The following is a 22,679-nucleotide window of genomic DNA, read 5'->3' on the forward strand; positions in this document are numbered from 1 at the left end:
ACACGCAAGGCAGTTGAAGCACGGACCGCAGGGCGCCGGCGTGCGCCGGGACGGAGAGGCCGCATGGAGTCGCAGTCGCAGTTTCCGCATCTGTTCAGCCCGCTGCGGATCGGAGGCGTGAGCGTGAAGAACCGCGTCGTGTCGTCCGGGCACGACACGGTCCTGGTGCGCGACGGCAAGGTCACCGACGAGCTCGTCGCCTACCACGCGGCGCGCGCCGAGGGCGGCGTCGGCCTGATCGTCGTCCAGGTCGGCGGCGTGCACGAGAGCGCCCACTACACCTCGCACGTCCTCATGGCCGACGACGACTCCTGCGTCGAGGGATACGCCCGCCTCGCCGAGGCCGCGCACCGGCACGGCGCCACCGTCTTCGGCCAGATCTTCCACCCGGGCCGCGAGATCCTGGAGTCCCCCGACGGCAGCGCCCCCGTCGCCTGGGCGCCCTCGGCCGTGCCCAGCGAGCGCTTCCACGTGATGCCGCGCGCCATGACCGGCGTGGAGATCGACGAGGTGATCGAGGGCTACGGAGAGGCGGCGCGGCGACTGCGTGCGGCGGGCCTCGACGGCGTCGAAGTGGTCGCGAGCCACGGCTATTTGCCCGCCCAGTTCCTCAACCCGCAGGTCAACCGGCGCACCGACGGGTACGGTGGCAGTGCGGACGCCCGGCTGCGCTTCCTGCGCGAATCCCTCGCGGCCGCACGCCGGCACGCCGCCGACGACTTCGTCATCGGCCTGCGCATCTCCGGCGACGAACTCGCCCACGACGGGCTCGGCGCGGAGCTGGTGTGCGACGTCGCCGCCCGGCTCGACGCGGAAGGACTCGTCGACTATGTGTCGGTGTGCGCCGGAAGCTCGGCCACCCTGTCCGCGGCCCAGCACATCGCGCCCCCGATGGCCCACCCGGCCGGCTACACCGCGCCGATGGCCGCGCGCGTACGCGAGGCGGTGGGTGTCCCGGTCATGGTCGCGGGCCGCATCAACCAGCCCCAGGAAGCGGACACCATCATCGCCAAGGGGCAGGCCGACGCCTGCGCCATGACCCGCGCCCTGATCTGCGACCCCCGTATGCCAGGCAAGGCCGAACGCGGGGACATCGAGGAGATCCGCGCCTGCATCGGCTGCAACCAGGCCTGCATCGGCCACTTCCAGTCGGGCCACCCCATCTCCTGCATCCAGCACCCGGAGACGGGCCGCGAGGTGAGCTTCGGCACCCTGCCGCTGATCACGCGACGCAAGCGCGTCGTGGTCGTCGGTGGCGGCCCGGCAGGCCTGAAGGCCGCGGCCGTCGCCGCCGGACGCGGACACGACGTGACCCTGTACGAGGCCGGTCGACGCCCCGGCGGCCAGGTCCTGCTCGCCCAGGAACTGCCGGGCCGGGCGGAGTTCGGGGGAGCGGCCACCAACCTGGAGGGCGAGGCCCGGCGCGCGGGGGCCCGTATCGTCACCGACACCCGCGTCGACCACGCCCTGCTCGCCGACTCCGCACCCGACGCCGTGATCCTGGCGACCGGCGCCCAGCCACTGCGTCCTCAACTGGAGCGCCTGGACGACCCGGTGGTCCTCGATGCCTGGCAGGTCGTCCGGGGCGTCAGTACGCCGCGCGGCCGCATCCTCGTCGCGGACTGGCGCGGCGACTGGGTCGGCCTCGGCGTGGCACTCCTCCTCGCCCAGCAGGGCCGCCGCGTCACCCTGGGCGTCACGGGCTTCGCCGCGGGCGAGCACCTCCAGCAGTACGTGCGCGCGGCCATGCTCACCGCGGCCGTACGCGCGAAGATCGAGGTCCTCCCCAACGTCCGCCTCTACGGCGCCGACAACGACACGGCCTACCTTCAGCACACCCTGACGGAAGAGCCCGTGGTCCTCGACGGCATCGCGGCGGTCGTCCTCGCGCAGGGCCACACACCCGTCACCGACCTCACGGACCACCCGGGCGCCGTGGCGATCGGCGACTGCGTGAGCCCCCGGTCGGTGGAGGAGGCGGTCCTCGAGGGGCTGAGAGCAGGGGCGTCGGTGTGACCCACGGCGCGCCCGTTCATCCGGACGGGGTCCGCGCGACGCCCGTCCGGTACGCGCTCGGCGGCACCCCGAAGCGGTCCCGGAAGGCCCGGCTGAAGTGGAAGGGGCTCGCGAAACCCGAGGCCCGCGCCACCTGACCGATGTCCAGGTCGGTGGCGTCAAGCAGCCGTTGCGCGTGGCCGAGCCGCGCGGCCCGCACGGCCTGCATCGGCGTACGACCGGTCTGCTCCGCGTACAGGTGCGCGAACCGTGAGGGGGACAGGGCCACCTGGCCCGCCAGGGAGCGGACCGTGTGCGGGCCGCCCGGATCCGCGGCGATGACCGCGTCCGCCCGCACCACGCGTGGATCGCGCAGCGCCGCGGCGGCCCGGCCCGCTGCGGCGGTGGAACCGGTGGCCAGCAGCAGCACCTCCTCGATCGCGCCGAGCGCCAGTTCCCGGCCGGGCCCGGCGGAGGCGACCGCGATACCCGTCGGATCCTGTACGGGCGGCGCCTCCCCGCCGGCCCAGCGCGCGTCCGCGTGCAACCGACGGAAGGCCGCCTCGACCCGGCCGCGCGCCGCGCCGGGCACCCCCGCCACGCAGTACACCCCACCGTCCCGGGAGTGTTCGCGCAGCCAGGCCGGCCAAGCCGCGCGCGGCTGGAAGTGCACCCACCAACCGCCCCAGGAACGTCGGGCAGGGTCGGTGCGGTAGGCATGCCGACGGTGGGCCGGAAGCACGGCGAGGTCCCCCGGCCGCTGCGCGATCCAGGGGCCGCTGCCCCTTACCTGGCCGCGCCCTTCGGCGGTCCACATCAGCAGCCAGTTGGCGGCGCCCGCGGTACGCGTCACCCGGTAGTCGGCCGGCTGGGAGAACCGTGAGGCGACGAGCATCTGGGCCGGCGGGGAGGGGGTGTCCACAGCAGTTTCAGGCATGTGTGCGCTGGTGCCCGTCATTCGGTGTCAACCGCCCCGGCCGTAGGTTCGGATCAGTCCGCCGCCGCGCGGACCACGCGTGCGCAGCAGCTGAGCACACGGTCCGTGTGTGCTCAAGAGACGCCCGACGGCCGAGAGGAACACCCCGTGCAGACAGACGAGTTCGACGCCCGTGACACCGACGCCTTCGAGGAGCGGTTCCGCACCCGCGGCTACGCGATCGCCCGAGCCCTCCTCGGCCCCGCGGAGACCCGCGAACTGACCGAGGAATTCATGCGGTTGCAGGCCTCGGGCCCCGTGCCCGGCCACTTCGAACCCACGCCGCAAGCGGCCGACGGCGAACTCGACCCACTCCTCGCCCATCCCCGCGTGATGCAGCCGCACCGCTTCAACGACCTCGCGCGGCGCCGACTCCTCGACCCCCGCCTCGCGGGCATCCTGGAGACACTCTTCGGCGAGGAACCCCTCGCCGCGCAGAGCATGTTCTACTTCAAGCCGCCCGGCGCCCGCGGGCAGGCCCTGCACCAGGACAACTTCTATCTGCGGGTCGAACCCGGCACCTGCATCGCCGCCTGGGTCGCCCTCGACCACATCGACCGGGACAACGGCGGACTCGAAGTGGTGCCGGGTACGCACCTGATGGACCTGTTCTGTCCGGAGGAGGCCGACGCGAGCCTGTCCTTCGCGCGCGAGTACGTGCCACCGCCCCCCGGTCTCGTCCCCGAGCCCGTCGACATGGCGCCCGGCGACGTCCTCTTCTTCAACGGCACACTGGTCCACGGCTCCGGCCCCAACCGCACAGCGGACCGCTTCCGCCGCTCGTTCATCTGCCACTACGTCGGCCGGTCCACCGAACGCATCGCCGGCTACTACGGCCTTCAGACGATGGACGGGCACGCGGTGCGGGCGCAGGAGAGCACCGGCGGCGGCCCGTGCGGAACGGAGTTCGCACCGGCCCCGCACTGACGCGTTCACCCCCCTCACGCCGTGTCGGGGCCCGGCCTGCCGTTGATCTTGTCGATGGCCTGGCGTGCCTGCTCGCCCGGGGCGTGCCCGTTCGGGGCCAAGGCCGGCAGGGCCGTCGAGGCGGCCTGGGTGGGTTTCGCGTGGGAGGCGGTGGGCGGCCGGGAGCGCAGCCGGTGGCTCACCGCCTCGTCCAGCGTCACGGTCCGCTGCGCCCGCGCGGCGAGCCTGCTCGCCTCCTGCCCGATCGCGGCGACGTCCTCCCACGTCAGGCGCAACACCACGGCGAGTTCAGCCTCGCCGTCGGGCAGCGCGTGCAGCGATGGTCGGCCGGATTCCGTCATCTCCACGATCCTCCTCCACGCCTCAGGGCGCGTAGTGAGCAATGCGTCGCACAGAGATACGCGCGCCCCGGCGGACGCGTTCAGTGCCGTCGGGGCGCGGTGCGGCGCACCCCGACACACGGAAGCGGGGCGGCAGAAGTGTTCCGCCGCCCCGCTCCGTATCGCTGCCGTCAGTCGTCAGGACTGGGGACGGCTGCCGTGGTTGGCGCCGTTCTTGCGGCGGGCCTTCTTCTTACGGCGTCGCTTCGAGGACATCGATACCTCCCAGGGTGTGGTGTTTCTTGTGGTTCTCCCTGGATCTGTCCAGGCAGCGCCCGGGCTCATACCCGTGATCATGCGTGCTTAATGTGTGTCCTGCGTCACATGGTTCTGAGGGTGTGGCGGACCGAATGGATGGGCCTCGACGTGCGCGCGCACGAGCCCCGCGAAGGCGTCCGCCGCCGCGCTCCGGTAGCCGTCCTCGCGCCGCAGGAGGGCGGCCGTCCGCGTGGGAAGCGGCGGGTCGACCGGCAGCGGCGTCAGGTGCGGATGGCCGTGGGTGACCGGGTCCGGGAGGACGGTGGCGAGGCCGGTGCGCTGCACGATGTCGGTCAGCGTCTGCAATGAGTTGGCCTCGACCGCGATCAAGGGCCGCACTCCGTGTTCGGCGAAGTATGCGTCGATGCGGCCGCGGGTGGCGAAGTCCTGGCTGAGCAGCGCGAGATGCAGCCGGTCGAGGTCGGCCGCCGTCCACGGCCCGTCCGCCGCGCCGGCGGCATCGGCCCCGTCTCCCACGACCAGGCTCAGGCTCTCCGTGAACAGCGGCTCCACCGCGATCCCCGGCAGCTCGCCGCCCTGGAAGGCGATCCCCAGATCGCACGCGTCGGCGAGCAGCTCGGCCTCTAGCAGGTCCTGCGTCAGCTCCCGCACGGTGACCGTGACGCCCGGATGGCTCTCCCGCAGCGCGGCGATCAGCGGCCCGACCAGATACGCGGTGAATGTCGGTGTCACCCCCAGGCGCAGATGCCCGCGCGACAGGTCCCGTACGTCATGGATGGCGCGCTCCCCGGCGGCCAGGTCCCGCAGCGCGCGCCGCGCGTGGTCCAGATACGCGCGCCCCGCGTCGGTCGCCCGCACGGTGCGCCCACCGCGGTCGAGCAACTGCACGCCCAGATTCCGCTCCAGCTGTCTGACCTGCTGGGACAGGGTCGGCTGGGAGATCCGCAGCGCCTCGGCGGCGCGGGTGAACCCGGCGTGCTCGACCACGGCCATGAAGTAGCGCACCTGACGCAGTTCGACGGACATGTTCCCAGCGTAGAAGCAGGTATAGAGAACACCAATAGAACGCATCCCCAATAGGTCTTTGACCCTATAGATGCAGTTGGTGCAAGGTGAATCCATCGGCCCGCTCCTGAGGGAGCGCCCGGCCGGGAACGGCACGAGAAGGGGCTCGCCATGGACGTCAAGGACTTCGCCCAGCGCACGATCGACATAGCCCGCGCCAATGTCGCCGACGGAGGACGGCCCTTCGCCACCGTCATCGTCCAGGACGGCGAGATCATCGCGGAGAGCCCCAACCAGGTCGCGCAGACCAACGACCCCACCGCCCACGCCGAGATCCTCGCCATCCGCGAGGCCTGCACCAAGCTGGGCACCGAGCACCTCACCGACGCCACGATCTACGTGCTCGCCCACCCGTGCCCGATGTGCCTCGCCGCGCTCTACTACTGCAGCCCCGTCGAGGTCGTCTTCGTCACGACCCGCGACGCCTACGCCCCGCACTACGTGGACGACCGCAAGTACTTCGAGCTCGACACGTTCTACGGCGAGTTCGCCAAGGACTGGGACGAGCGCCGGCTGCCGATGACCTACGAGCCGCACGCCGACGCCGTCGAGGTCTACCGCGAGTGGCAGCGGCGCAACGGCGGCGACCGCCGCGTCCCCGGCGCCCCCACCAGCGCCTGACGCCCTGACGGGGTGCGAAGATCACCCCGCCCCCACGGAACCGGACACCACGGACCACCACACAACATGACACAGGACTGCGCCGCCGCCGCGGCCACCGCCGCACCGGCACCGCCCGCCCCGCCCCGCCGCTGGTGGGGCCTGGCGGTGCTCGGGCTCGCCCAGCTGATGATCCTGCTGGACGCGACCATCGTGAACGTCGCACTGCCCTCCATGCAGCGCGACCTCGGCATGAGCGACGCGGCCCGACCCTGGGCCATCACCTCGTACACGCTCGCCTTCGGCGGGCTGCTTCTGCTGGCGGGCAGGATCGCCGACCTCGTCGGCCGCAAGCGGGTCTTCCTGACCGGCCTGGCCGGATTCGCCGTCGCCTCCGCGGCCGGTGGCATGGCCCCCGGCTCCGGGACGCTGTTCGCGGCGCGCGCCCTGCAAGGTGTGTTCGCCGCGCTGCTCGCCGCGAGCGCCCTCGCGCTGATCACGACGACCTTCCCCGACCTTCGAGAACGCCGCCGGGCGATCGCCGTCTTCGGCGCTCTCGGCGGCGCGGGCGGCGCCCTCGGTGTCACCCTCGGCGGCGTGCTGACCGAGACCGCGGGCTGGCGCTGGTGCCTCTACGTCAATGTCCTGTTCGCCGGGGCGGCCCTCGCCGGCAGTGTGCTCATGCCGCCCGACACGGCGCCGCGCACCCGAGGCCGCCTCGACGTGCCCGGGGCGCTGCTCGCCTGCGGCGGGCTGACCCTGCTGGTCTACGGGTTCAGCGCGGCGGAGAACAGCGGCTGGACGGGCCGGCCCGTGGTCGCGGCGCTGTCGGCGGGCCTCGTGCTGCTCCTCCTCTTCGCGCTCTGGCTGCGCAAGGCCCGCACCCCACTGCTCCCGCCGCGCCTGCTGCGCGACCGGGCCCGGGTCGCGGCCCTCGTGGCGGGGGCCTGCCTGATGGCGGCGCAACTGTCCCTCTCGCTCTTCCTCACCTTCCACCTACAGACCGTCCTCGGCTGGTCGGCGGCCCGCACCGGCCTCGGCTTCCTGCCGCTGAGCGTGATCACCACGCTGACCGCGACACAGCTCGGCACGCGTCTGCTGCCCCGGTTCGGCGCCCGCGTGATGATGGTGAGCGGCCTGTGCGTCGCCGCCTCGGGCCTGTGGTGGCTCAGCCGCCTGACGGTGCACGCCGACTACGCGACCGGCATCCTGCCGGGCCTCGCCCTGTTCGGCATGGGCATGGGCGCCACCTTCCTCGCCCTGATGACCACCGCCACCTCCCATCTTCCGCCCGAGGACTCCGGAATCGCCTCGGCCGCCCTCAACTCGGCCCAGCAGGTCGGCGGCTCGATCGGCTCCGCGGTCTTCAACACCGTGGCCGCGGGCGCGGCCGCCGGTTTCGCGGCCCCGCACCGCACCGCGCTGCTGCACGGCTTCACCACCGCGGTCCGCTGGCCGCTGGTCGGCCTGCTGCTGGCCGCGCTCGGTGCGGCGGTGCTCGCCCGGCCTCGGGGCTCCGCGAAATAGCGCGGGGGAGAGGGAGCGGGGGTACCGCTCGCGCGGGTCGCTGACGTGCGACCGGGGTGGACCCCGGGCACAGTGGGGGAAAATCTCCTGGAACGGGGCGAACGATGTTCCGCAGCGAGTCCCTCGAGGACGGTCAGGCACTGCTGACCAAGCTCGGTGCGCTCACCGCCCGGGCGCGGGAGCTGGCGCAGTTGCAGCGCTCACGCGTCGAACTGGCGGTGGCGTTGCAGCGGGGCATGCTGCCCCGCGACTTACCCCGCCCCGACGGCGTCCGCCTCGCCGTGGGCTACATGCCCGCGAACCACGGCCTCAACGTCGGCGGCGACTGGTACGACGCCTTCACCATGGCCGACGGCTGCATCGGCCTGTCCATCGGCGACGTCCAGGGGCACAACATCCAGGCGGCCGCGTACATGGGGCAGGTCCGCGTCGTGCTGCGCGCACTGGCCTCCGTCACCGGGGACCCGGGCGAACTGCTCGGCCGCACCAACGACCTCCTCGTCTCCCTGGACACCGACCTCTTCGCCACCTGCACCTTCCTGCGGCTCGACCCAGCCAGCGGCACCCTGGAGACCGCGAGGGCCGGTCACATCCCGCACATCTGGGCCACCGCCGACGGCCGGTCCGGCATCGACGACACCGAGGGCGGGCCGCCGCTCGGCGTGCTGGAGGGTGCCACGTTCCCCGTCGCGTGCCATCGGCTCACCACCGGTGGCGTCTTCGTGCTGCCCACCGACGGCGTGGTCGAGGGCCCCTCGCTCGACCTCGACGACGGACTCGGCCAGGTGCGGCGGCTCGCCGAGGTGACCGCCGCGGCCGGTCTCGGCGTCGACACCCTCGTCTCGGGAGTGATGAAGCTGGCGGACTCGGTGGGTCACGAGGACGACGCCGCCGTCCTCGTCGTCGGCCATGACGTCGGCGCCGCGGGGCGGCGCCCGCCGACGGTCTGAGTCATCCGCGCACCCACACGAGCGGAGGGCTTCGCGTGGCCGAGGAGACCCGGTCAGTGTCTGATGGCGCTGTGGTGGTTTCTCGGCGGTTCCGGCCGGCCATGGAAATGGCCCTGAAGGCACTTGCCGTGGCTGCCTGCTACTACGCGGCAGGCCGCCTCGGCCTGCTCGGGCAGGTCGGCGTCGAGGGCGTCGTGGTCACCCCGATCTGGCCGCCGACCGGCCTCGCGCTCGCCGCCCTGCTGGTGTTCGGCGTGTGGGTCTGGCCCGGCATCGCGCTGGGCTCCTTCCTCGTCATCACCTCGCTCACCACCCCCGAACTCACCTCGATCGTCACCGTCGCGGGCAACACCGCGGCGCCGCTGTGCGCCTTTCTGCTGCTCCGGGGGGTCGGCTTCCGCCCCGAAGTGTCACGGCTGCGGGACGGCACGAGCCTGGTCTTCCTCGGCGGGCTCGGCGCCATGCTGATCAGCGCGACGGCCGGCGTCGCGCCCCAGGTGTGGACGGGATCGCTCGACCCGGGGGACTTCCTGCCCGTGTGGCTGGCCTGGTGGGTGGGCGACGCCATGGGGGTGCTGCTCGTGACCCCGATGCTGCTCGTGCTGGCCCGGGGCACGTTCCTGCCCCGTCGACAGTCGGCCGGGCGCATACCCGCCCGGCGCTGGATCGAGGCCGGGTGCCTGGGGATCGCGTCCCTGCTGATCGTCCCGTACGCCGTGTTCAGCTCGCCGAGCATGCTCTTCCTGGTCTTTCCGCTGCTGATCTGGGCGGCGCTCCGCTTCGAGCTGGCCGGAAGCATGCTCTGCGCGCTGTTCGCGTCCGTGCTCACCACGTTCGCGGCGCACGAGGACCGGGGCACGTTCGTCGACCTGTCCAACATCGAGGTCATGACCAAGCTCCAGGCCTTCAACGGAGCCGCCGCGCTGACGGCGCTGCTGCTGTCCGCGCTGGTCACGGAGCAGCGTGCCACCCGGCACTCGGTGCAGCGTGCCTGCAACGAGCTCGCCGAACTCCTGGAACACCTCGCCGCGGGCGAGGACCCGACGGAGTCCTCGGGCCGACGCGCGCCCGAGGCCCCCGGCGGGTCGTCCGAGGTCACGGACGACGGGCGGTGAGCAGCTCGAAGGGCGGATTGGCCGCGTAGTCGTCCCAGAACCCGGCGGGGAAGGCCGCGCGGCCCTCCGCCGAGACGGCCGGCGGCGACCAGGCGACGTCGGTGAAACCGGCCCGGGTCAGCGCCTCGGCGTAGACCTCGCGGCGCGGCAGACCGGCGACGAAGGAGACGGGCTCGGGGTCGAGGAACGCGGTGACACGCACCCGCGGACCCACCTCGACACGGCTGCCCTCCAGTTCGCAGTGGAACCCGTACGGGCGGGGGCTCGGGCCCTCGAAGTCGTAGTCGGGACTCTGGTTGAGGGCGTAGAGCGTGCCGCCGGGACGCACCGCGGCATGGATGGTGCGGCACATGGCCGTCATCGCGTCGACCGTCTCGGCGTAGTTGAGCAGGTTGACGGCCGTGGCGAGGTCGAAGCGGTGCCCGCCGAGCACATCGGTCGTGGCGACGTCCCCGACGGCGTAGCGCACCCCGAGCGGATCGGCGCCCTCGATGCGACGGGCGACGTCGACCATCTCCGCGGAGACGTCGACGCCGCACACGTCGGTGGCGCCGCGCCGTCTGAACAGACGGCTGTAGAAGCCGGTGCCGCACGCGAGGTCGACGACGGACCTGCCGGTCACGTCGCCGACCAGTTCCAGGAAACTGGGCACCTCCACATAGCGGGCCAGGTGGAGGGCCTTGAAGCCCTCGAAGGCCTCGCCGATCCGGTCGTACTGCTGCTCCGCGCTCGTGCTCACGCTGCTGCCTCCCCGTACGGGCTCGGTCATGTCCGCGAGCAGTCTTCTCGCGGAGCGCCGCCGGGGCCGACTGGCGGGAACCACGAAGATCGCGCCACCGGATGGGGCGCGTGCACAAGGCGCGCGCGGCGCCTGCCGTGCGTCAGGCGGGCCGCTCACAGGCGCGGCGGCAGTCGGCGCACCGCCCCCACCAGGTGACCTCGGCCTCCTCCACGGTGAAGCCGCTGTCCTCGACCGGATCGAGGCAGGGGGCCGCGCCGACGGCGCAGTCCACGTCCTCGATGCGGCCGCAGGAGCGGCAGACCAGATGATGGTGGTTGTCTCCCACGCGCAGTTCGAACCGGGCGGGGGAGCCCGCCGGCTCGATGCACCGCACGAGGTGGACCCGGGTGAGGTCCTCCAGGACGTTGTAGAGGCCCTGGCGCGACAGGCCCGCGGCGGAGCCCACGGACGCCTTCCTGATCCGCTCCTCCAGGTCGGCCGCGGACGCGTGCGGCCGGCCCTGGAGCGCGGCCAGCACGGCGCGCCGCTGCGCCGTGCTGCGCAGCCCCCTGCCCCGGAGCAGCTCGCCCGCGTCCAGGCCCGGCACTACGCGGCCTCGGCGGCCAGGCAGGTGCGGCAGACGACGCGCCGCCCGGCGAGGCGGCTGGTCGAGCGGCTCATGCCGTTGGCCCGCTGGACGTGCGTGGCGAGCACGCGCGCGTGCTCGTGACACGTGGCAAGGCCGCAGCGAGTACAGATGCCGATTCCGGTCGAGTCATGACGGTTTTCCTGGATGCAGTCGTAGCAGACCATGTGGGGGCCTCCGTGGTGATGTGTTACCGGAGGTGGCAGGCGTCACTGGCTGCGCTGATATGTACCTCGGTTTCTTTTACGGTACGTCCCACTTTGGATCGAGTCCAATCTAGGTCCGCTTCACGTACAGGCGGTTCCCCTTCGGTCCCGTCCACTCCAGGCGTACGACACCGGCCACCGCGGCGTCGCCGGAACGGGACGGATCGGCCCAGTAGCCGAAGGCGGGGTTGCGGAAGAACGTCGCCCACAGGCCTCCGTGGTGGTCCTCGAAGAAGTTGTTGTGCCCCGCGCCGACACCCGCCGTCCAGCGCTTGGAGTACGGACCCTCGAGACGGTCGGCCACGGCGACGACCGCGTCGTACTGGTACTGCGTGCGGCCGGTGCCCGGCGGGTCGTAGGCGTGCCGCGTGCCCCCGTCGGCGCCCGTCGAGGCGCGGTCCCACGCCGCGTGCACCAGGAAGTACTTGCCTCCGTACTTGAAGACGTACGCGCCCTCCAGGTACGGCTCGGGGGAGTACGGGGTCTGCCGGAACGCCGGGAGGTTCGTCGTCGGGACGATGTCCTCCATGTCGTCGCGGAATTTCGCGTAGACGTGGTTGTGCAGCACCAGCCACGCGTCGTCGCCCTCGGTGTACAGGCCGCCGTCGATGTGGTGGTACGCGCCGGGCTTGATGAACGCGGGACCACCGGGCACCACGTCGCCGAACGGCTTGTCGAGATTGCCCTCGACGAGCCGGTAAGGGCCCTCGACCCCGCCGTCGCTCACCAGCATGAAGGAGCCGACCAGTTGGGAGTGGTCGCCCATGCACGCGACGATGTACCACTTGCCGCGGAAGCGGTGCAGCTCGGGCGCCCAGGCGTTGGCCCGCTTGCCGAACTGCTCGTCGTGCCAGTACTCCTGCCACGGCGCGACGACCGTGCGCCCCGGCCGGTTCTCGTCCACGAACTCCGGCGACCACACCTTGCCGCGCTCGGCCCCGGGTCGGATGCCGGTGGTGTCGGCGAGGCGCCACGGGCCGTGCAGCGACGGCGCCGTCCACACGAAGATGCCGTCGTTCCAGGGCCCGGCGGCCGAGAGGCCCGGCACACGGGTCGTGCCGGTGGCCACGTAGAGCGGTCGGCCGTCGACGACGAAGCAGTTGACGTAGGTGTCGCGCATCCACACGCGCCCCAACTCTTCATCGCGGGGCCGCAGTTCGAGCGGCAGGACGAAGGAGTTGTCCTCGCGCGGCCAGAGGTCCTCGCGGGTGTCCGCCAGCCCGTACGGTTCGAGGGCGGGCCAGTTGGGCGGGTACGGCCTGCCCGGGGCCCGGCGGGCGGGCTCCGCGAGCGCGGGACCCGAGGGGAGCGCCACCGCTCCCATGGTTCCGGCGATGCCGGCCAGCACTCCGCGGCGACCGATGTGCGCTGCGTTCGTCTCTTCCCGGGTCATCAGGCGTGGCTCCTCGGCTGGTCGGTCGGGTGTGTGCGCAGCATGCTTCAGCGTGGCCGCGATTTAAGTCAAGAGCGCCTACATAAATGAACGCGAGAGCGGCGGGCCGGTGGCCGAGAGGGACTCAAGAGGGCGCTGGTCAGCGGCGAATGTTGCAGTCGTATGGCGTTCCGCGGATGCGGCGCGGCCCGGCCTTGCGCGGATCGACTTCACATCGCCGCAGGTCAAGTCGGTTGTGGGGGAGCGGTGTTGCCGAAGGGGGTGCCGCGAGTTTTTCTGTCCGACTCATTGACGAAAATCGTCGACCCTCACATGCTGTCCGGCATGCACGAACACGACGGCCCGCTGACGCGGCTCCGGCGCGGCCACGAGCAGTCCGTTCTCGAGCTGCTGCGCAAGCAGGGCCCCCTGAGCCGCGCCGAGTTGGGCGCCCGCAGCGGGCTCTCCCGCACCACGCTCCACGACATCGTCGCCGACCTCCTGGGCAGTGGCGCCGTCGTCGCCGCCCCCGCGCAGGTCGAGACGCGCAAGCGCGGCCGCCCGGTGGAGAAACTCAGCCTCAACCCGGCCGCCGGCGAGGCGGTCGGCATCGACTTCGCGCGCCGCGCCGTGCACGTGGCGGCCGTCAACTTCGCCCATGAAGTGGTCGGTTCGGCGAGCCAGTCGCACGCCTCCGACCTCTCCTGGCCCGAACGCGTCGACCTCGCGGAACGGCTCCTCGACGCCCTGGCCACCGGCCCGCCCGCTGCCGATACGGGCGCGGCCGGTGGTCAGGGCCGCTCCCGCGGCGTACACCTCGACGCGCTCACCGCCATCGGCGTGGGCGTGGTCGGGCCGATCGCCGACCCCGGCAGCGAACACGCCCACGCCCAGGGCATCGACGGCCTGCCCGACCTGCTGCGCAAGCGGTTCGGGGTGCCGGTCCTGCTGGACAACAACACCCGGCTCGCCGCCCTCGCCGAAGCCGTCTGGGGCGCGGCGGCCGACAGCAGCGACGTCCTCTACCTGCGCCTCTCCCACGGCGTCGGCGGCGGCCTCGTCGTGGGCGGCGCCCTGCACCGCGGCCGGTACGGACTGTCCGGCGAGTTCGGGCACATCACCGTGGATCCGATGGGCCGCACCTGCGAGTGCGGCGGAACCGGCTGCCTGGAGACCCGCGCCGCACTCGACGCCGTCCTGTGCCGCTACCGCGAATCCGGCGGGCGCGCCCAGGATCTCGCCGGATTCCTCGAAGCGGTCACCGCCGCCGAACCGACGGCCCTGGCGGTGCTGGAACGCGTCGGCAGTGACGTCGGCACGGTGCTCGCCGCGGTCTGCCATGTCGTCGGTGCGGGTGTCATCGTCGTCGGCGGTGAACTCGCCGAGGCGGGCGCCGCTCTCCTCGACCCGGTCGAACGCACCCTGCGCCGGCACCTGATGCCGATGGCCCACCACCACGTGGACCTGCGCCGCGCGACGCTCGGCGAGGCCGGCAGCGCACTCGGCGGCATCGCCCTCGTCCTCCACGAATCCCCCCTGCTCACCCACTACCCGCCGCCCGTCTCCGAGGAGCACGCGTGAAGCCATCAGCGAGGACACCATGGCTGTGATCACCCCCGCTCAGAAGACCACCACCGAGACCCGGCGGCAGCCACCGCGCCGCGGCCGCGGCCGACCCCTGATCCTGAACGTCGTCGCCGTGGCGGCCGGAATCGCGGTATGGGCCGTCGTCGCCGCGCTCGGCTGGGTCGAGAACCTGCCCACACCGGCGGCCGTGGCCGAGAAGGCCGGCACCATGATCTCCGACGGCACACTGGCCGACGACACCCTCGCCAGCCTGCGCCGCGTCCTGTTCGGCTACGCCCTCGGCGTGCTCGCGGCCGTGCCGGTCGGCTTCCTCATGGGCTGGTACCCGACGGTGCGCGCCCTGGTCGAGCCGTACATCCAGTTCTTCCGCACCATCCCGCCGCTCGCGCTGATCCCGCTGGCCGTGGTGCTGCTCGGCATCGGCGAGGTGCCGAAGATCGCCGTGATCTTCCTGGCGTCGTTCATGGCCTGCGTCGTCTCCTCCTTCCAAGGGGTCGTCGACGTCGACAGGACACTCATCAACGCCGCCCGGGTGCTCGGCGCCTCGGACCGCACCATCTTCGCCAAGGTGGTCGTCCCCGCCTCCACCCCGTTCATCCTCGTCGGCATGCGCATCGGCCTCGGCGCGTCCTGGGCGACCGTGGTCGCCGCCGAACTGATCGGTGCCCAGGAGGGGTTGGGCTACCGGATGCAGAAGGCTTCCACCTGGTTCGAAATGGACACGATCTTCGTGTCCCTGATCTCCATCGGTGTGCTCGGGCTCCTCATGGACCGGCTGTTGCTGCTGGCCGAACGGCGCCTCACCGGCTGGCAGGAGCGTCGATGAACGGCACGACAGCGCACGACGGGACGACGATGACGGACAGCAAGATCAGCTTTCGGGACGTGGTGAAGACCTTCCCGCTGAAGGGGGCCACCTTCACCGCGCTGGACGGGATCAGCCTGGACATCGCCGACCAGGAGTTCGTCACGGTCGTCGGCCCCTCCGGCTGCGGCAAGTCCACCCTGATGAGCATGGCCGCCGGACTCCAGGAACCCGACTCGGGCGCCGTCCTGGTCGACGGCACCCCCGTGTCGGGACCGGGACCCGACCGCGGCGTGATCTTCCAGCAGTACGCGCTGTTCCCGTGGCTGACGGTTCGCCAGAACGTGGAATTCGGGCTCAAGTTGGCCTCCGTACCCACCGCGGAGCGCCGCCGCCGCGCCGAGGCGGCCATCGCGCTGGTCGGCCTCGACGAGTTCGCCGACGCCCTGCCCAAGACGCTGTCCGGCGGAATGAAACAGCGCTGCGCCATCGCCCGCGCCTACGCGGTCGACCCCCAAGTCCTGCTGATGGACGAGCCGTTCGGAGCGCTCGACGCCCTCACCCGGGTGCAGTTGCAGGACCAGCTGCTCGCGACCTGGAGCCAGGAGAAGCGCACCGTCCTGTTCATCACCCACGACGTGGACGAGGCGGTCTACCTCGCCAGCCGCGTCGTCGTCATGGCCGCGCGGCCCGGCCGCATCCACCGCGTCGTCGACGTCGACCTGCCCTACCCGCGCACCGAACAGATCCGGCTCTCACCCGAGTTCCGGCGCATCCGCAACGAGGTGTGGACCTCGGTCTACCACCAGGACGCGCCCCCCAACGCCGCCTGACCCACCCCCCCGCTCGCACATTCCCGCGCACCACCCCGAGAGGACCTCCAGCATGCCCAGAAGCAGGATCAGGCGCACCACTCTCACGGCGCTGCCCGCCGCCCTGATGCTCACGCTCTCCGTCACCGCCTGCTCCGGTGGCGGCTCGGAGGACGACAACACGGTCCGCTTCGGCTACATCGCCGACTACAACGGCGCCAGCCTGCTCGCCATCGCCGAGAAGCAGGGCCTGTGGAAGAAGGCCGACCTCACCGCGAAGGTGAAGGCGTTCAACAACGGCCCCGTGCAGATCCAGGCCCTCAGCGCCGACAGCCTCGACTACGGCTACATCGGGCCCGGCGCCATGTGGCTCCCGGCCTCCGGCAAGTCGAAGGTCATCGCCATCGACACCCTCACGTACGCCGACCGTGTCATCGGGCAGCCCGGCATGAAGTCCATGAAGGACCTCAAGGGCAAGCGCGTCGGTGTCCCCGAAGGCACCTCCGGCGACATGATCCTCAACATCGCCCTGGCGAAGGCCGGGATGACGACGAAGGACATCACCAAGGTCAACATGGACCCGTCCACCATCGTCTCCGCCTTCTCCTCCGGAAAGATCGACGGCGCCGGCTTCTTCTACCCCGCCATCGACACCATCAAGAAGAAGGTCCCCGGCCTGCACGAGATAGCGAGCACCAAGGACACCAAGGACTCCTTCCCCACCGCGTTCGTCGCCGGTAACAAGGTGCCCGAGGCCAAGAACAAGAAGGTCATCAAGGTCCTCCAGCAGGCCAACGACTGGCGCCAGGACCACCCCGAGGAGACCATCGCCCTCACCGCCAAGATGCTCCAGGTCACCGAGGCCCAGGCCAAGGCCGACGCCTCCCACGTCGAGACGCTCTCCACCAAGGACCTCGTCGCCAAGACCAAGAGCGGCGAAGTGGACACGTGGCTGAAGAAGCTCGGCGACTTCTTCGTCCGTAACAAGCAACTGGACGACAACACCGACCCGGGCAAGTATTACGTGGCCGATCTGTACTCGGAGACGTATGCCAAGTAGGGGAGCGCGGACGCATGACACCCGTTCAAGGACTCCAGGTCACCTCGTTGTCGACCACCGCCATCAAGGGACTCGGGGTGGTGCCGCGCGACGAGGTCGAGCTGACGAGAACGGGAGTCGTCGGTGACCGGTCCTTCCTCATGGTGGACGCGGAGGGCGACCTGCTGTCCATGACCCGCACGGGGGCCTGGGCCGGACACATCGCCCACTACGCGGACGAGTCCAGGACCCTGACCGTGACATGCCCGGACAGCTCCGAGGTCACCGGCGAGGTGCGCCTCGGCGACGCCCTGGAGGTCGACTTCTTCCGGCACCACACGGTGCCCGGCCGCGTGGTCGAGGGCCCGTGGGCCGAGCTCTTCTCGGAGCGCGTGGGACAACCGGTGCGCCTGGTGCGCCCCGAAGCCGAGAACGGCGGCGTGGACCTGCGGCCCGTCACCCTCCTCGGAGACGCCTCCGTGGACGAACTGGCCCGCAGGTCCGACCTCGACGCGGTCGACCGGCGACGCTTCCGCATGACGCTCGGCTTCGGCGGCGGCGCAGCCCACGTCGAGGACACGTGGGAGGGCCGGACGGTGCGCGTCGGCGGTGCGGTGCTGCGCGTCGAGGGGCCGGTGAAGCGGTGCGGCGCGGTGAACCGCGATCCCGTCGACGGCTCCGGGGGAGTGCGGGCGCTGTCCCTGATCAAGGGCTACCGGGGCCTGGGGCAGAGCACCTTGGGGCGGGGCGTCCTGTTCGGCGTGTACGCGGACGTGCTGACACCGGGCCGGATCAAGGTCGGCGACACGCTGGACGTGGACGTGGACGTGGACATGGACGCGGCACCGGCGGCGTCGACCCACTGAGCGGTCGCTCCCTCAGGACACCCGCGGTGGCGCCGTCGACGCGCGGAGCACCGGCGCCGCGGGCACCCGGGACGTCACCGTGCGCCGCTGCCCGTCGACCAGTTCGTGCAGGCGGGTGACGGCGAGCGTGCCGACCTCCCGCAGCGGCACATCCAGCGCGGTCACCGGCGGAGTCGTCGCGCCGAGCGTGCTCAGGTCGTCGGCCGCCGCCAGGCTGATGTCCCCGGGAACGCTCCGCCCCGTCGCACCGAGCCCGTGCAGCAGGCCCAGCGCGAGATAGCTGTTGTACGCGAGGACGGCCGTGGCGGCATCGGGCAGGGTCCGCGAGGCCTCGATCCCCGCGTCGAACGTGGGCGGCAGCGGCCCGAGCACATGGATGCGGGCGCCCGCTTCCGCGGCCTGCGCGGTGAGCGCGGCCCGCCGCTGCTCGTCCGCCCACGACCCCGCGGGCCCGGACACGTAGGCGATCTCGCGGTGACCGAGGTCCAGGAGATGGCCGAGGAGCTCGGCCAGGCCCGCCGCGGTGTCGGCCACGACGGCCGGGAGGCGTCCCACCTGCCGGTCGACGAGCACCAGCGGCTGCCGCCTGAAGCGCTCGCGCAGCGCCGCGTCCGTGCCCACCGGCGTCACCATGATCAGGCCGTCGGCCTGCTCGGACAGCCGGTCGGCGAGGGCGGCCTCGCGCTCCGCGTCGTACTCGGACACGGCGATGAGCAGATGGCTCTCGGTGTTCTCCGCGGCCTGCTGCGCGCCGATGACCAGGGGAGCGAAGAAGGGGTTCGAGAGCGTCGGCACGATCAGGCCGACAAGGCCCGTGCGCCCGGTGGTCAGGGCGCGGGCCGCGGCGTTGAGCTGGAAACCGAGCCGGTCCGCGGCCTCCCGCACCCGCAGCCGGGTGCCCTCCGCGACCATGTCGGGGCGGTGCAACGCCCGGGAGGCGGTGGCCTTCGACACCCCCGCCGCCTGCGCCACGTCCATGAGCGTCGCCACTGCTGCCCCCTGCTTGCCCGTGCCGTGTCTGTGGTCCGGCCCGAGTCACCGGCTGTTCCAAGGAACTGCCCGGGCCGCTGTTCACTTTCCCTTTATGCCGTGTCATGATACCTGCAACCGGTCTCTGCAACCGGTTGCAGAGACCGGTTGCAGAGACCGGTTGCAGAGACCGTACCCAAGCCGGGTGCCCGCACGCCCCGCGCCTCCTCGCCCCTCGCGCCGACGTCGCCGCAGAGTTCCCTGCCCACCCCTCATCCCGCCGAGGTCCCCATGTCCACCACCGCTCCGCCCTCCGGCGAGCAGGCCGACGCCGCCGCCGAGTCCCCCTCGCTCGTCGAGCGGCTCTTCCGCGTCCGTGGCCGCGGCAGCAGCCCCCGCACGGAGCTCGTCGCCGGCGCCTCGATGTTCATGGCCGCCGCCTACGCCGTCGTCGTGGTCCCCGGCCAACTGGCGGGCGCGGGTGTGCCGCACGGCGCCGCGACCACCGCCGTCATCATCGCCATCGCGCTGGCGACCCTCGCGATGGGCCTCATCGCCAACCTGCCGTTCGTCGTCGCCCCGGGCCTCGGCGGCGTGGCGCTGATCGCCTTCACCATCGTCGGTCAGGACCACGTCCCCTGGGACACGGCGCTCGGCATGGTGTTCTGGTCCGGCGTCGCCTTCCTGGTCCTCACCCTGCTCGGCATCCGTGACCTCGTCACCCGCCTGATGCCGATGAACCTCAAGTACGCCATCAGCGGCGGACTCGGCCTCTATATCGCCCTCATCGGCTTCCGCGACGCCGACCTCGTGGTCGGCAACGCCGACAAGGCGGCCCTCGCCGTCGGTGACCTGTCGAAGCCCGCCGGACTGCTCGCCCTCGGCGGCCTGCTGCTGCTCACCGCGCTCGCCGCCCGCAAGGTGCCCGGCGCGTTCCTCATCACCATCGCGGCCGTCACGGTCGTCGGCATCCCGCTCGGTGTCACGGACGTCCCCGACAGCCTCTTCTCCGCCCCCGACTCGCCCGGGCCGCTGCTCTTCCACATCGACATCCTCGGCGCGCTCAAGCCGGAGTACTTCCCGTACATCTTCGCCTTCTTCGTGTCCGAGTTCTTCTCCATGACCGGCACCCTCCTCGCCGTCTCGGGGCGCGCCGGGCTGCTCGACAAGGACGGCAACATCCCCGGCTCGCGCCGCCCCTTCCTCGTCGACTCGGTGTCCGTGATGGGTGGTTCGGCCGTCGGAGCCCCGTCGATGACGGCCTACCTGGAGTCGTCCGCCGCGGCGGACGCGGGCGGCAAGACCGGCCTCGCCTCCGTGTGGGCGGCGTGCGGCTTCGGACTGCTGCTGCTCGTCACGCCGTTCGCGACGCTGATCCCCTCCGCGGCCACCGCGCCCGTGCTGATCTACATCGGCCTGAACATGCTCGGCGCCCTCAAGAACGTCGACTTCAAGGACCCGACCAACGCGATCCCGGCGGCCCTCACCGTCGCGACCACGCTGTTCTTCGGCAACTTCGGCACCGGCATCGCGGTCGGGCTCGCCGCCCACGTCCTCGTCAGGACCGTCAGCGGCCGCATCCGCGAGGTGCCCTGGCCGCTGTGGATCGTCATGGTCCCGCTGGGCTACTACTTCTACACACTCGTCCCCTGACGGCGCCCCGCCCCGAGTGACGACCCCCCTTTCTGAAGGAGCACGACCCCATGAGTGAGCAGCACGACCTCCGGATCAGCGGCGGGCGCGTGGTGTCCACCTTCACCGGCGAGGAGTTCGCCGCCGACGTCCTCGTACGCGGCGAGTCGATCAGCGCGGTGCTGCCCCCGGGCACCCCCGCCGACGCCCGCGAGGAGATCGACGCGAGGGGCATGCTGGTCGCCCCCGGCTTCGTCGACGCGCACATGCACATCGAGAGCGCGTTCCTGACGCCGCAGGAGTTCGCCGCGGTGACACTGGCGCGCGGCACGACGACCGTGCTCGCCGACCCGCACGAGATCGTCAACGTCGCCGGGCGCGACGCCATGCGCTGGATGATCGACGCGGGCCGGGAGACCGCCCAGACCCAGCTGTGGGGCGTGCCCTCCTGCGTGCCCGCCCTGGAGGGCCTGGAGCACGCGGGGGCCGCGCTGTCCGCCGACGACATCGCGGAGATGCTGCGCTGGCCCGGTGTGATCGCGCTCGGCGAGGTCATGGACTACCGGGCCGTGGTCGCGGGCGACCGCCGCATGCACGAGGTCACCGCCGCCGCCCGAGCGCAGGATGTCGTCCTCGACGGCCACTGCCCGAACCTGACCGGCGCCGAACTCAGCGCCTACCTCGCCACCGGCGTGGACTCCGACCACACCAAGAACCGCACCGAGGTGGTCCTGGAGAAGGCCCGGCTCGGCATGACGATGATGCTTCAGGAGAAGTGCCTGAACGAGGAGGTGGCCCAGGCCCTCCTCGCCCTGCCGCAGCTCCCGCCGCTGTGCCTGGTGACCGACGACCTCGCCGCCGACCACATCGTCGACAAGGGCCACCTCGACCACATCGCACGGGTGGCCGTGGCCGCCGGATTCCCGGCACACGTCGTCCTCAAGGCCCTGACGTGGACGCCGGCCCAGCGCCTGCGCCTGCACGACCGCGGCGTCGTCTCACCGGGCAAGCGCGCCGATCTGGTGCTGCTGCGCGGCGAACTCGCCTCGTTCGACCCGGCGTTGGTGCTGTCCGGCGGACGGGTGGTCGGGCGCGACGGCGCGCCCGCGCGCTCGGATGCGGGCGCCGAGGCGCCGTCCGTCGCCCCGCTCGGCAGCCGCGTCGACGTCGAACCGCAGGACCCGGACACGTTCCGCTGGACCGTCGACCTGCCGGACGGTGTGCACACCTTCCGCGCCATGCGGGTCAACGAGCGGGACACCTACACCGAAGCGGCGGAGGTCCAGCTCCCGGTCCACGGTGGCGAGGTGCAGTGGGAGGGCCGTACGACCGTCGTCCGCGTCCGCAACCGCTACGGACGGGACGGCGCGGTCTTCGCCCCGCTCCTCGGCCGCGAACTGACCGAAGGCGCGGTGGCCTCGACGTACGCCCACGACAGCCACAACCTCCTGACCATCGGCACCTCCCGTGCGGCGATGGCCGCCGCCGCGGCCACCGTCGTCGCGGACGGGGGAGGTGTCGCCGTGGTCGCCGGACCCGAGGGCGAGACGATCGCTGCCCGCATGCCGCTGCCCGTGGGCGGGGTGCTGTCGGCACGCCCGGCCGGAGATGTCGCCGACCAGGCGGCCGCGGTGCGGGGCGCGTTGGAGAACTGGGGCTGGCGCCACCTCAACCCGTTCATGAGCGTGTCGACTCTCACACTCGCCGTCTCACCCGCCCTCAAGATCACCGACCGGTCCCTCGTCGACGTCGTACGCCGCGAGGCCGTGGGGGCGACGACCGCGCACTGACGCCCGTCCGGAGGCGCGCAACTGCCCGCAGTTGCGCGCCTTTTGTCCGTTTCGAAGTCGCAATTGACCATGTGTTCAGAGGGGGTGGGGTGCGCGAGCTGCACGTATGGCCTAAAGTGACGACTCGACTACGCTGAGAGGCGATACGGGAATGGGGGCGGAAGCAGTGCGTCACGAACAGGCTTCACGGTGGGACCGGGCGGCATGCCGCACGACGGACCCGGACGAATTGTTCGTCGAGGGAGCCGCGCAGAGCAGCGCCAAGCGCATCTGCGGGGGATGCGTGATCAAGACCGAATGCCTGGCCCATGCGCTGGATCAGCGTATCCAGCACGGGGTCTGGGGCGGCATGACCGAGCGCGAGCGTCGCGCGCTGCTGCGCCGGCGGCCGACCGTCACCTCCTGGCGGCGCCTGCTCGAGGCCGCCCGCGCCGAGCACGAGCGGCCTGTCCGAGCGGAGCACGCGAGGGTGTCGTGAGG

23 protein-coding genes are annotated in these 22,679 nt (G+C 71.9%); 14 read left to right on the forward strand and 9 right to left on the reverse strand.

Features of this window, described 5'->3' with window-relative positions; genetic code table 11:
• Window positions 1–63 precede the first annotated feature (63 nt).
• Window positions 64–2,016, forward strand: coding sequence for an oxidoreductase (locus ACNYS0_RS42545; RefSeq protein WP_422482280.1), 1,953 nt, complete (start codon window positions 64–66; stop codon window positions 2,014–2,016).
• Window positions 2,017–2,032: 16 nt separating this feature from the next.
• Here ACNYS0_RS42545 and ACNYS0_RS42550 read toward each other — a convergent pair whose 3' ends face one another.
• Window positions 2,033–2,932: a helix-turn-helix domain-containing protein gene (locus ACNYS0_RS42550; protein ID WP_422482282.1), complete on the reverse strand. Its 900-nt coding sequence runs from the start codon at window positions 2,930–2,932 to the stop codon at window positions 2,033–2,035.
• 147 nt (window positions 2,933–3,079) lie between these two features.
• Between ACNYS0_RS42550 and ACNYS0_RS42555 the strand changes: the two genes are divergently transcribed.
• Window positions 3,080–3,898: a phytanoyl-CoA dioxygenase family protein gene (locus tag ACNYS0_RS42555; RefSeq protein ID WP_422482284.1), complete on the forward strand. Its 819-nt coding sequence runs from the start codon at window positions 3,080–3,082 to the stop codon at window positions 3,896–3,898.
• 14 nt (window positions 3,899–3,912) lie between these two features.
• Here ACNYS0_RS42555 and ACNYS0_RS42560 read toward each other — a convergent pair whose 3' ends face one another.
• From ACNYS0_RS42560 to cynR, 3 genes are all read right to left on the reverse strand, one after another.
• On the reverse strand, window positions 3,913–4,239 hold the full coding sequence (locus tag ACNYS0_RS42560) for a hypothetical protein (RefSeq protein WP_422482286.1): 327 nt from the start codon (window positions 4,237–4,239) through the stop codon (window positions 3,913–3,915).
• A 177-nt stretch (window positions 4,240–4,416) separates the two neighbouring features.
• A complete protein-coding gene (locus ACNYS0_RS42565; RefSeq protein ID WP_370443954.1) occupies window positions 4,417–4,494 on the reverse strand; it encodes a 50S ribosomal protein bL37 in 78 nt (25 codons plus the stop codon).
• A gap of 87 nt (window positions 4,495–4,581) precedes the next feature.
• Window positions 4,582–5,523 carry a transcriptional regulator CynR gene (cynR, locus tag ACNYS0_RS42570; RefSeq protein WP_422482288.1) on the reverse strand — a complete coding sequence of 314 codons (942 nt, stop codon included), beginning with the start codon at window positions 5,521–5,523 and terminating at the stop codon, window positions 4,582–4,584.
• Between the two features lie 150 nt (window positions 5,524–5,673).
• Here cynR and ACNYS0_RS42575 point away from each other — a divergent pair, with 150 nt between their 5' ends.
• The 4 genes from ACNYS0_RS42575 to ACNYS0_RS42590 all read left to right on the forward strand — a co-directional run bounded on the left by ACNYS0_RS42575 (window position 5,674) and on the right by ACNYS0_RS42590 (window position 9,754).
• On the forward strand, window positions 5,674–6,183 hold the full coding sequence (locus tag ACNYS0_RS42575; RefSeq protein ID WP_422482290.1) for a nucleoside deaminase: 510 nt from the start codon (window positions 5,674–5,676) through the stop codon (window positions 6,181–6,183).
• Between the two features lie 66 nt (window positions 6,184–6,249).
• A complete protein-coding gene (locus ACNYS0_RS42580; protein WP_422482292.1) occupies window positions 6,250–7,689 on the forward strand; it encodes an MFS transporter in 1,440 nt (479 codons plus the stop codon).
• A gap of 104 nt (window positions 7,690–7,793) precedes the next feature.
• Window positions 7,794–8,639: a PP2C family protein-serine/threonine phosphatase gene (locus ACNYS0_RS42585; RefSeq protein ID WP_422482294.1), complete on the forward strand. Its 846-nt coding sequence runs from the start codon at window positions 7,794–7,796 to the stop codon at window positions 8,637–8,639.
• 101 nt (window positions 8,640–8,740) lie between these two features.
• Entirely contained in the window at window positions 8,741–9,754 is a 1,014-nt protein-coding gene (locus ACNYS0_RS42590) for an MASE1 domain-containing protein (protein WP_422482296.1), read from the forward strand.
• Here ACNYS0_RS42590 and ACNYS0_RS42595 read toward each other — a convergent pair.
• The 4 genes from ACNYS0_RS42595 to ACNYS0_RS42610 form a co-directional block, all read right to left on the reverse strand.
• On the reverse strand, window positions 9,735–10,493 hold the full coding sequence (locus tag ACNYS0_RS42595) for a class I SAM-dependent methyltransferase (RefSeq protein WP_422482298.1): 759 nt from the start codon (window positions 10,491–10,493) through the stop codon (window positions 9,735–9,737). The two genes, ACNYS0_RS42590 and ACNYS0_RS42595, sit on opposite strands and share 20 nt — an antisense overlap.
• A gap of 142 nt (window positions 10,494–10,635) precedes the next feature.
• Complete coding sequence (locus ACNYS0_RS42600; protein WP_422482300.1) at window positions 10,636–11,082, reverse strand: Fur family transcriptional regulator; 447 nt, start codon at window positions 11,080–11,082, stop codon at window positions 10,636–10,638.
• Window positions 11,082–11,288, reverse strand: a complete 207-nt coding sequence (locus ACNYS0_RS42605) for a DUF2180 family protein (RefSeq protein ID WP_422482302.1) — start codon at window positions 11,286–11,288, stop codon at window positions 11,082–11,084. The genes ACNYS0_RS42600 and ACNYS0_RS42605 overlap by 1 nt, the downstream gene beginning before the upstream one ends.
• A 109-nt stretch (window positions 11,289–11,397) precedes the next feature.
• Window positions 11,398–12,720: a family 43 glycosylhydrolase gene (locus ACNYS0_RS42610; protein ID WP_422482304.1), complete on the reverse strand. Its 1,323-nt coding sequence runs from the start codon at window positions 12,718–12,720 to the stop codon at window positions 11,398–11,400.
• 312 nt (window positions 12,721–13,032) lie between these two features.
• On the opposite strand from ACNYS0_RS42610, the gene ACNYS0_RS42615 reads away from it, so the two are divergent.
• The 5 genes from ACNYS0_RS42615 to ACNYS0_RS42635 are packed head-to-tail and all read left to right on the forward strand — an operon-like array spanning window position 13,033 to window position 17,808.
• Window positions 13,033–14,280: an ROK family transcriptional regulator gene (locus ACNYS0_RS42615; protein WP_422482306.1), complete on the forward strand. Its 1,248-nt coding sequence runs from the start codon at window positions 13,033–13,035 to the stop codon at window positions 14,278–14,280.
• A gap of 19 nt (window positions 14,281–14,299) precedes the next feature.
• Window positions 14,300–15,112 carry an ABC transporter permease gene (locus ACNYS0_RS42620; protein ID WP_422482308.1) on the forward strand — a complete coding sequence of 271 codons (813 nt, stop codon included), beginning with the start codon at window positions 14,300–14,302 and terminating at the stop codon, window positions 15,110–15,112.
• A 29-nt stretch (window positions 15,113–15,141) separates the two neighbouring features.
• Entirely contained in the window at window positions 15,142–15,924 is a 783-nt protein-coding gene (locus ACNYS0_RS42625) for an ABC transporter ATP-binding protein (RefSeq protein WP_422482916.1), read from the forward strand.
• Between the two features lie 52 nt (window positions 15,925–15,976).
• Window positions 15,977–16,963: an aliphatic sulfonate ABC transporter substrate-binding protein gene (locus ACNYS0_RS42630; RefSeq protein WP_422482310.1), complete on the forward strand. Its 987-nt coding sequence runs from the start codon at window positions 15,977–15,979 to the stop codon at window positions 16,961–16,963.
• A 14-nt stretch (window positions 16,964–16,977) separates the two neighbouring features.
• Entirely contained in the window at window positions 16,978–17,808 is an 831-nt protein-coding gene (locus ACNYS0_RS42635; RefSeq protein WP_422482312.1) for an MOSC domain-containing protein, read from the forward strand.
• Between the two features lie 12 nt (window positions 17,809–17,820).
• Here the strand turns inward: ACNYS0_RS42635 and ACNYS0_RS42640 are convergent, their stop codons facing one another.
• A complete protein-coding gene (locus ACNYS0_RS42640) occupies window positions 17,821–18,798 on the reverse strand; it encodes a LacI family DNA-binding transcriptional regulator (protein ID WP_422482314.1) in 978 nt (325 codons plus the stop codon).
• A gap of 270 nt (window positions 18,799–19,068) precedes the next feature.
• Between ACNYS0_RS42640 and ACNYS0_RS42645 the strand changes: the two genes are divergently transcribed.
• The 3 genes from ACNYS0_RS42645 to ACNYS0_RS42655 all read left to right on the forward strand — a co-directional run bounded on the left by ACNYS0_RS42645 (window position 19,069) and on the right by ACNYS0_RS42655 (window position 22,677).
• Window positions 19,069–20,430 (forward strand): NCS2 family permease, encoded by a 1,362-nt coding sequence (locus ACNYS0_RS42645; protein ID WP_422482316.1) that lies wholly within the window; start codon window positions 19,069–19,071, stop codon window positions 20,428–20,430.
• A gap of 50 nt (window positions 20,431–20,480) precedes the next feature.
• Window positions 20,481–22,199: an adenine deaminase C-terminal domain-containing protein gene (locus ACNYS0_RS42650; RefSeq protein ID WP_422482318.1), complete on the forward strand. Its 1,719-nt coding sequence runs from the start codon at window positions 20,481–20,483 to the stop codon at window positions 22,197–22,199.
• A gap of 166 nt (window positions 22,200–22,365) precedes the next feature.
• On the forward strand, window positions 22,366–22,677 hold the full coding sequence (locus ACNYS0_RS42655) for a WhiB family transcriptional regulator (protein ID WP_422482320.1): 312 nt from the start codon (window positions 22,366–22,368) through the stop codon (window positions 22,675–22,677).
• Window positions 22,678–22,679: the final 2 nt, after the last annotated feature.

Source organism: Streptomyces anthophorae, from assembly GCF_049310305.1.
Lineage (GTDB): Bacteria > Actinomycetota > Actinomycetes > Streptomycetales > Streptomycetaceae > Streptomyces.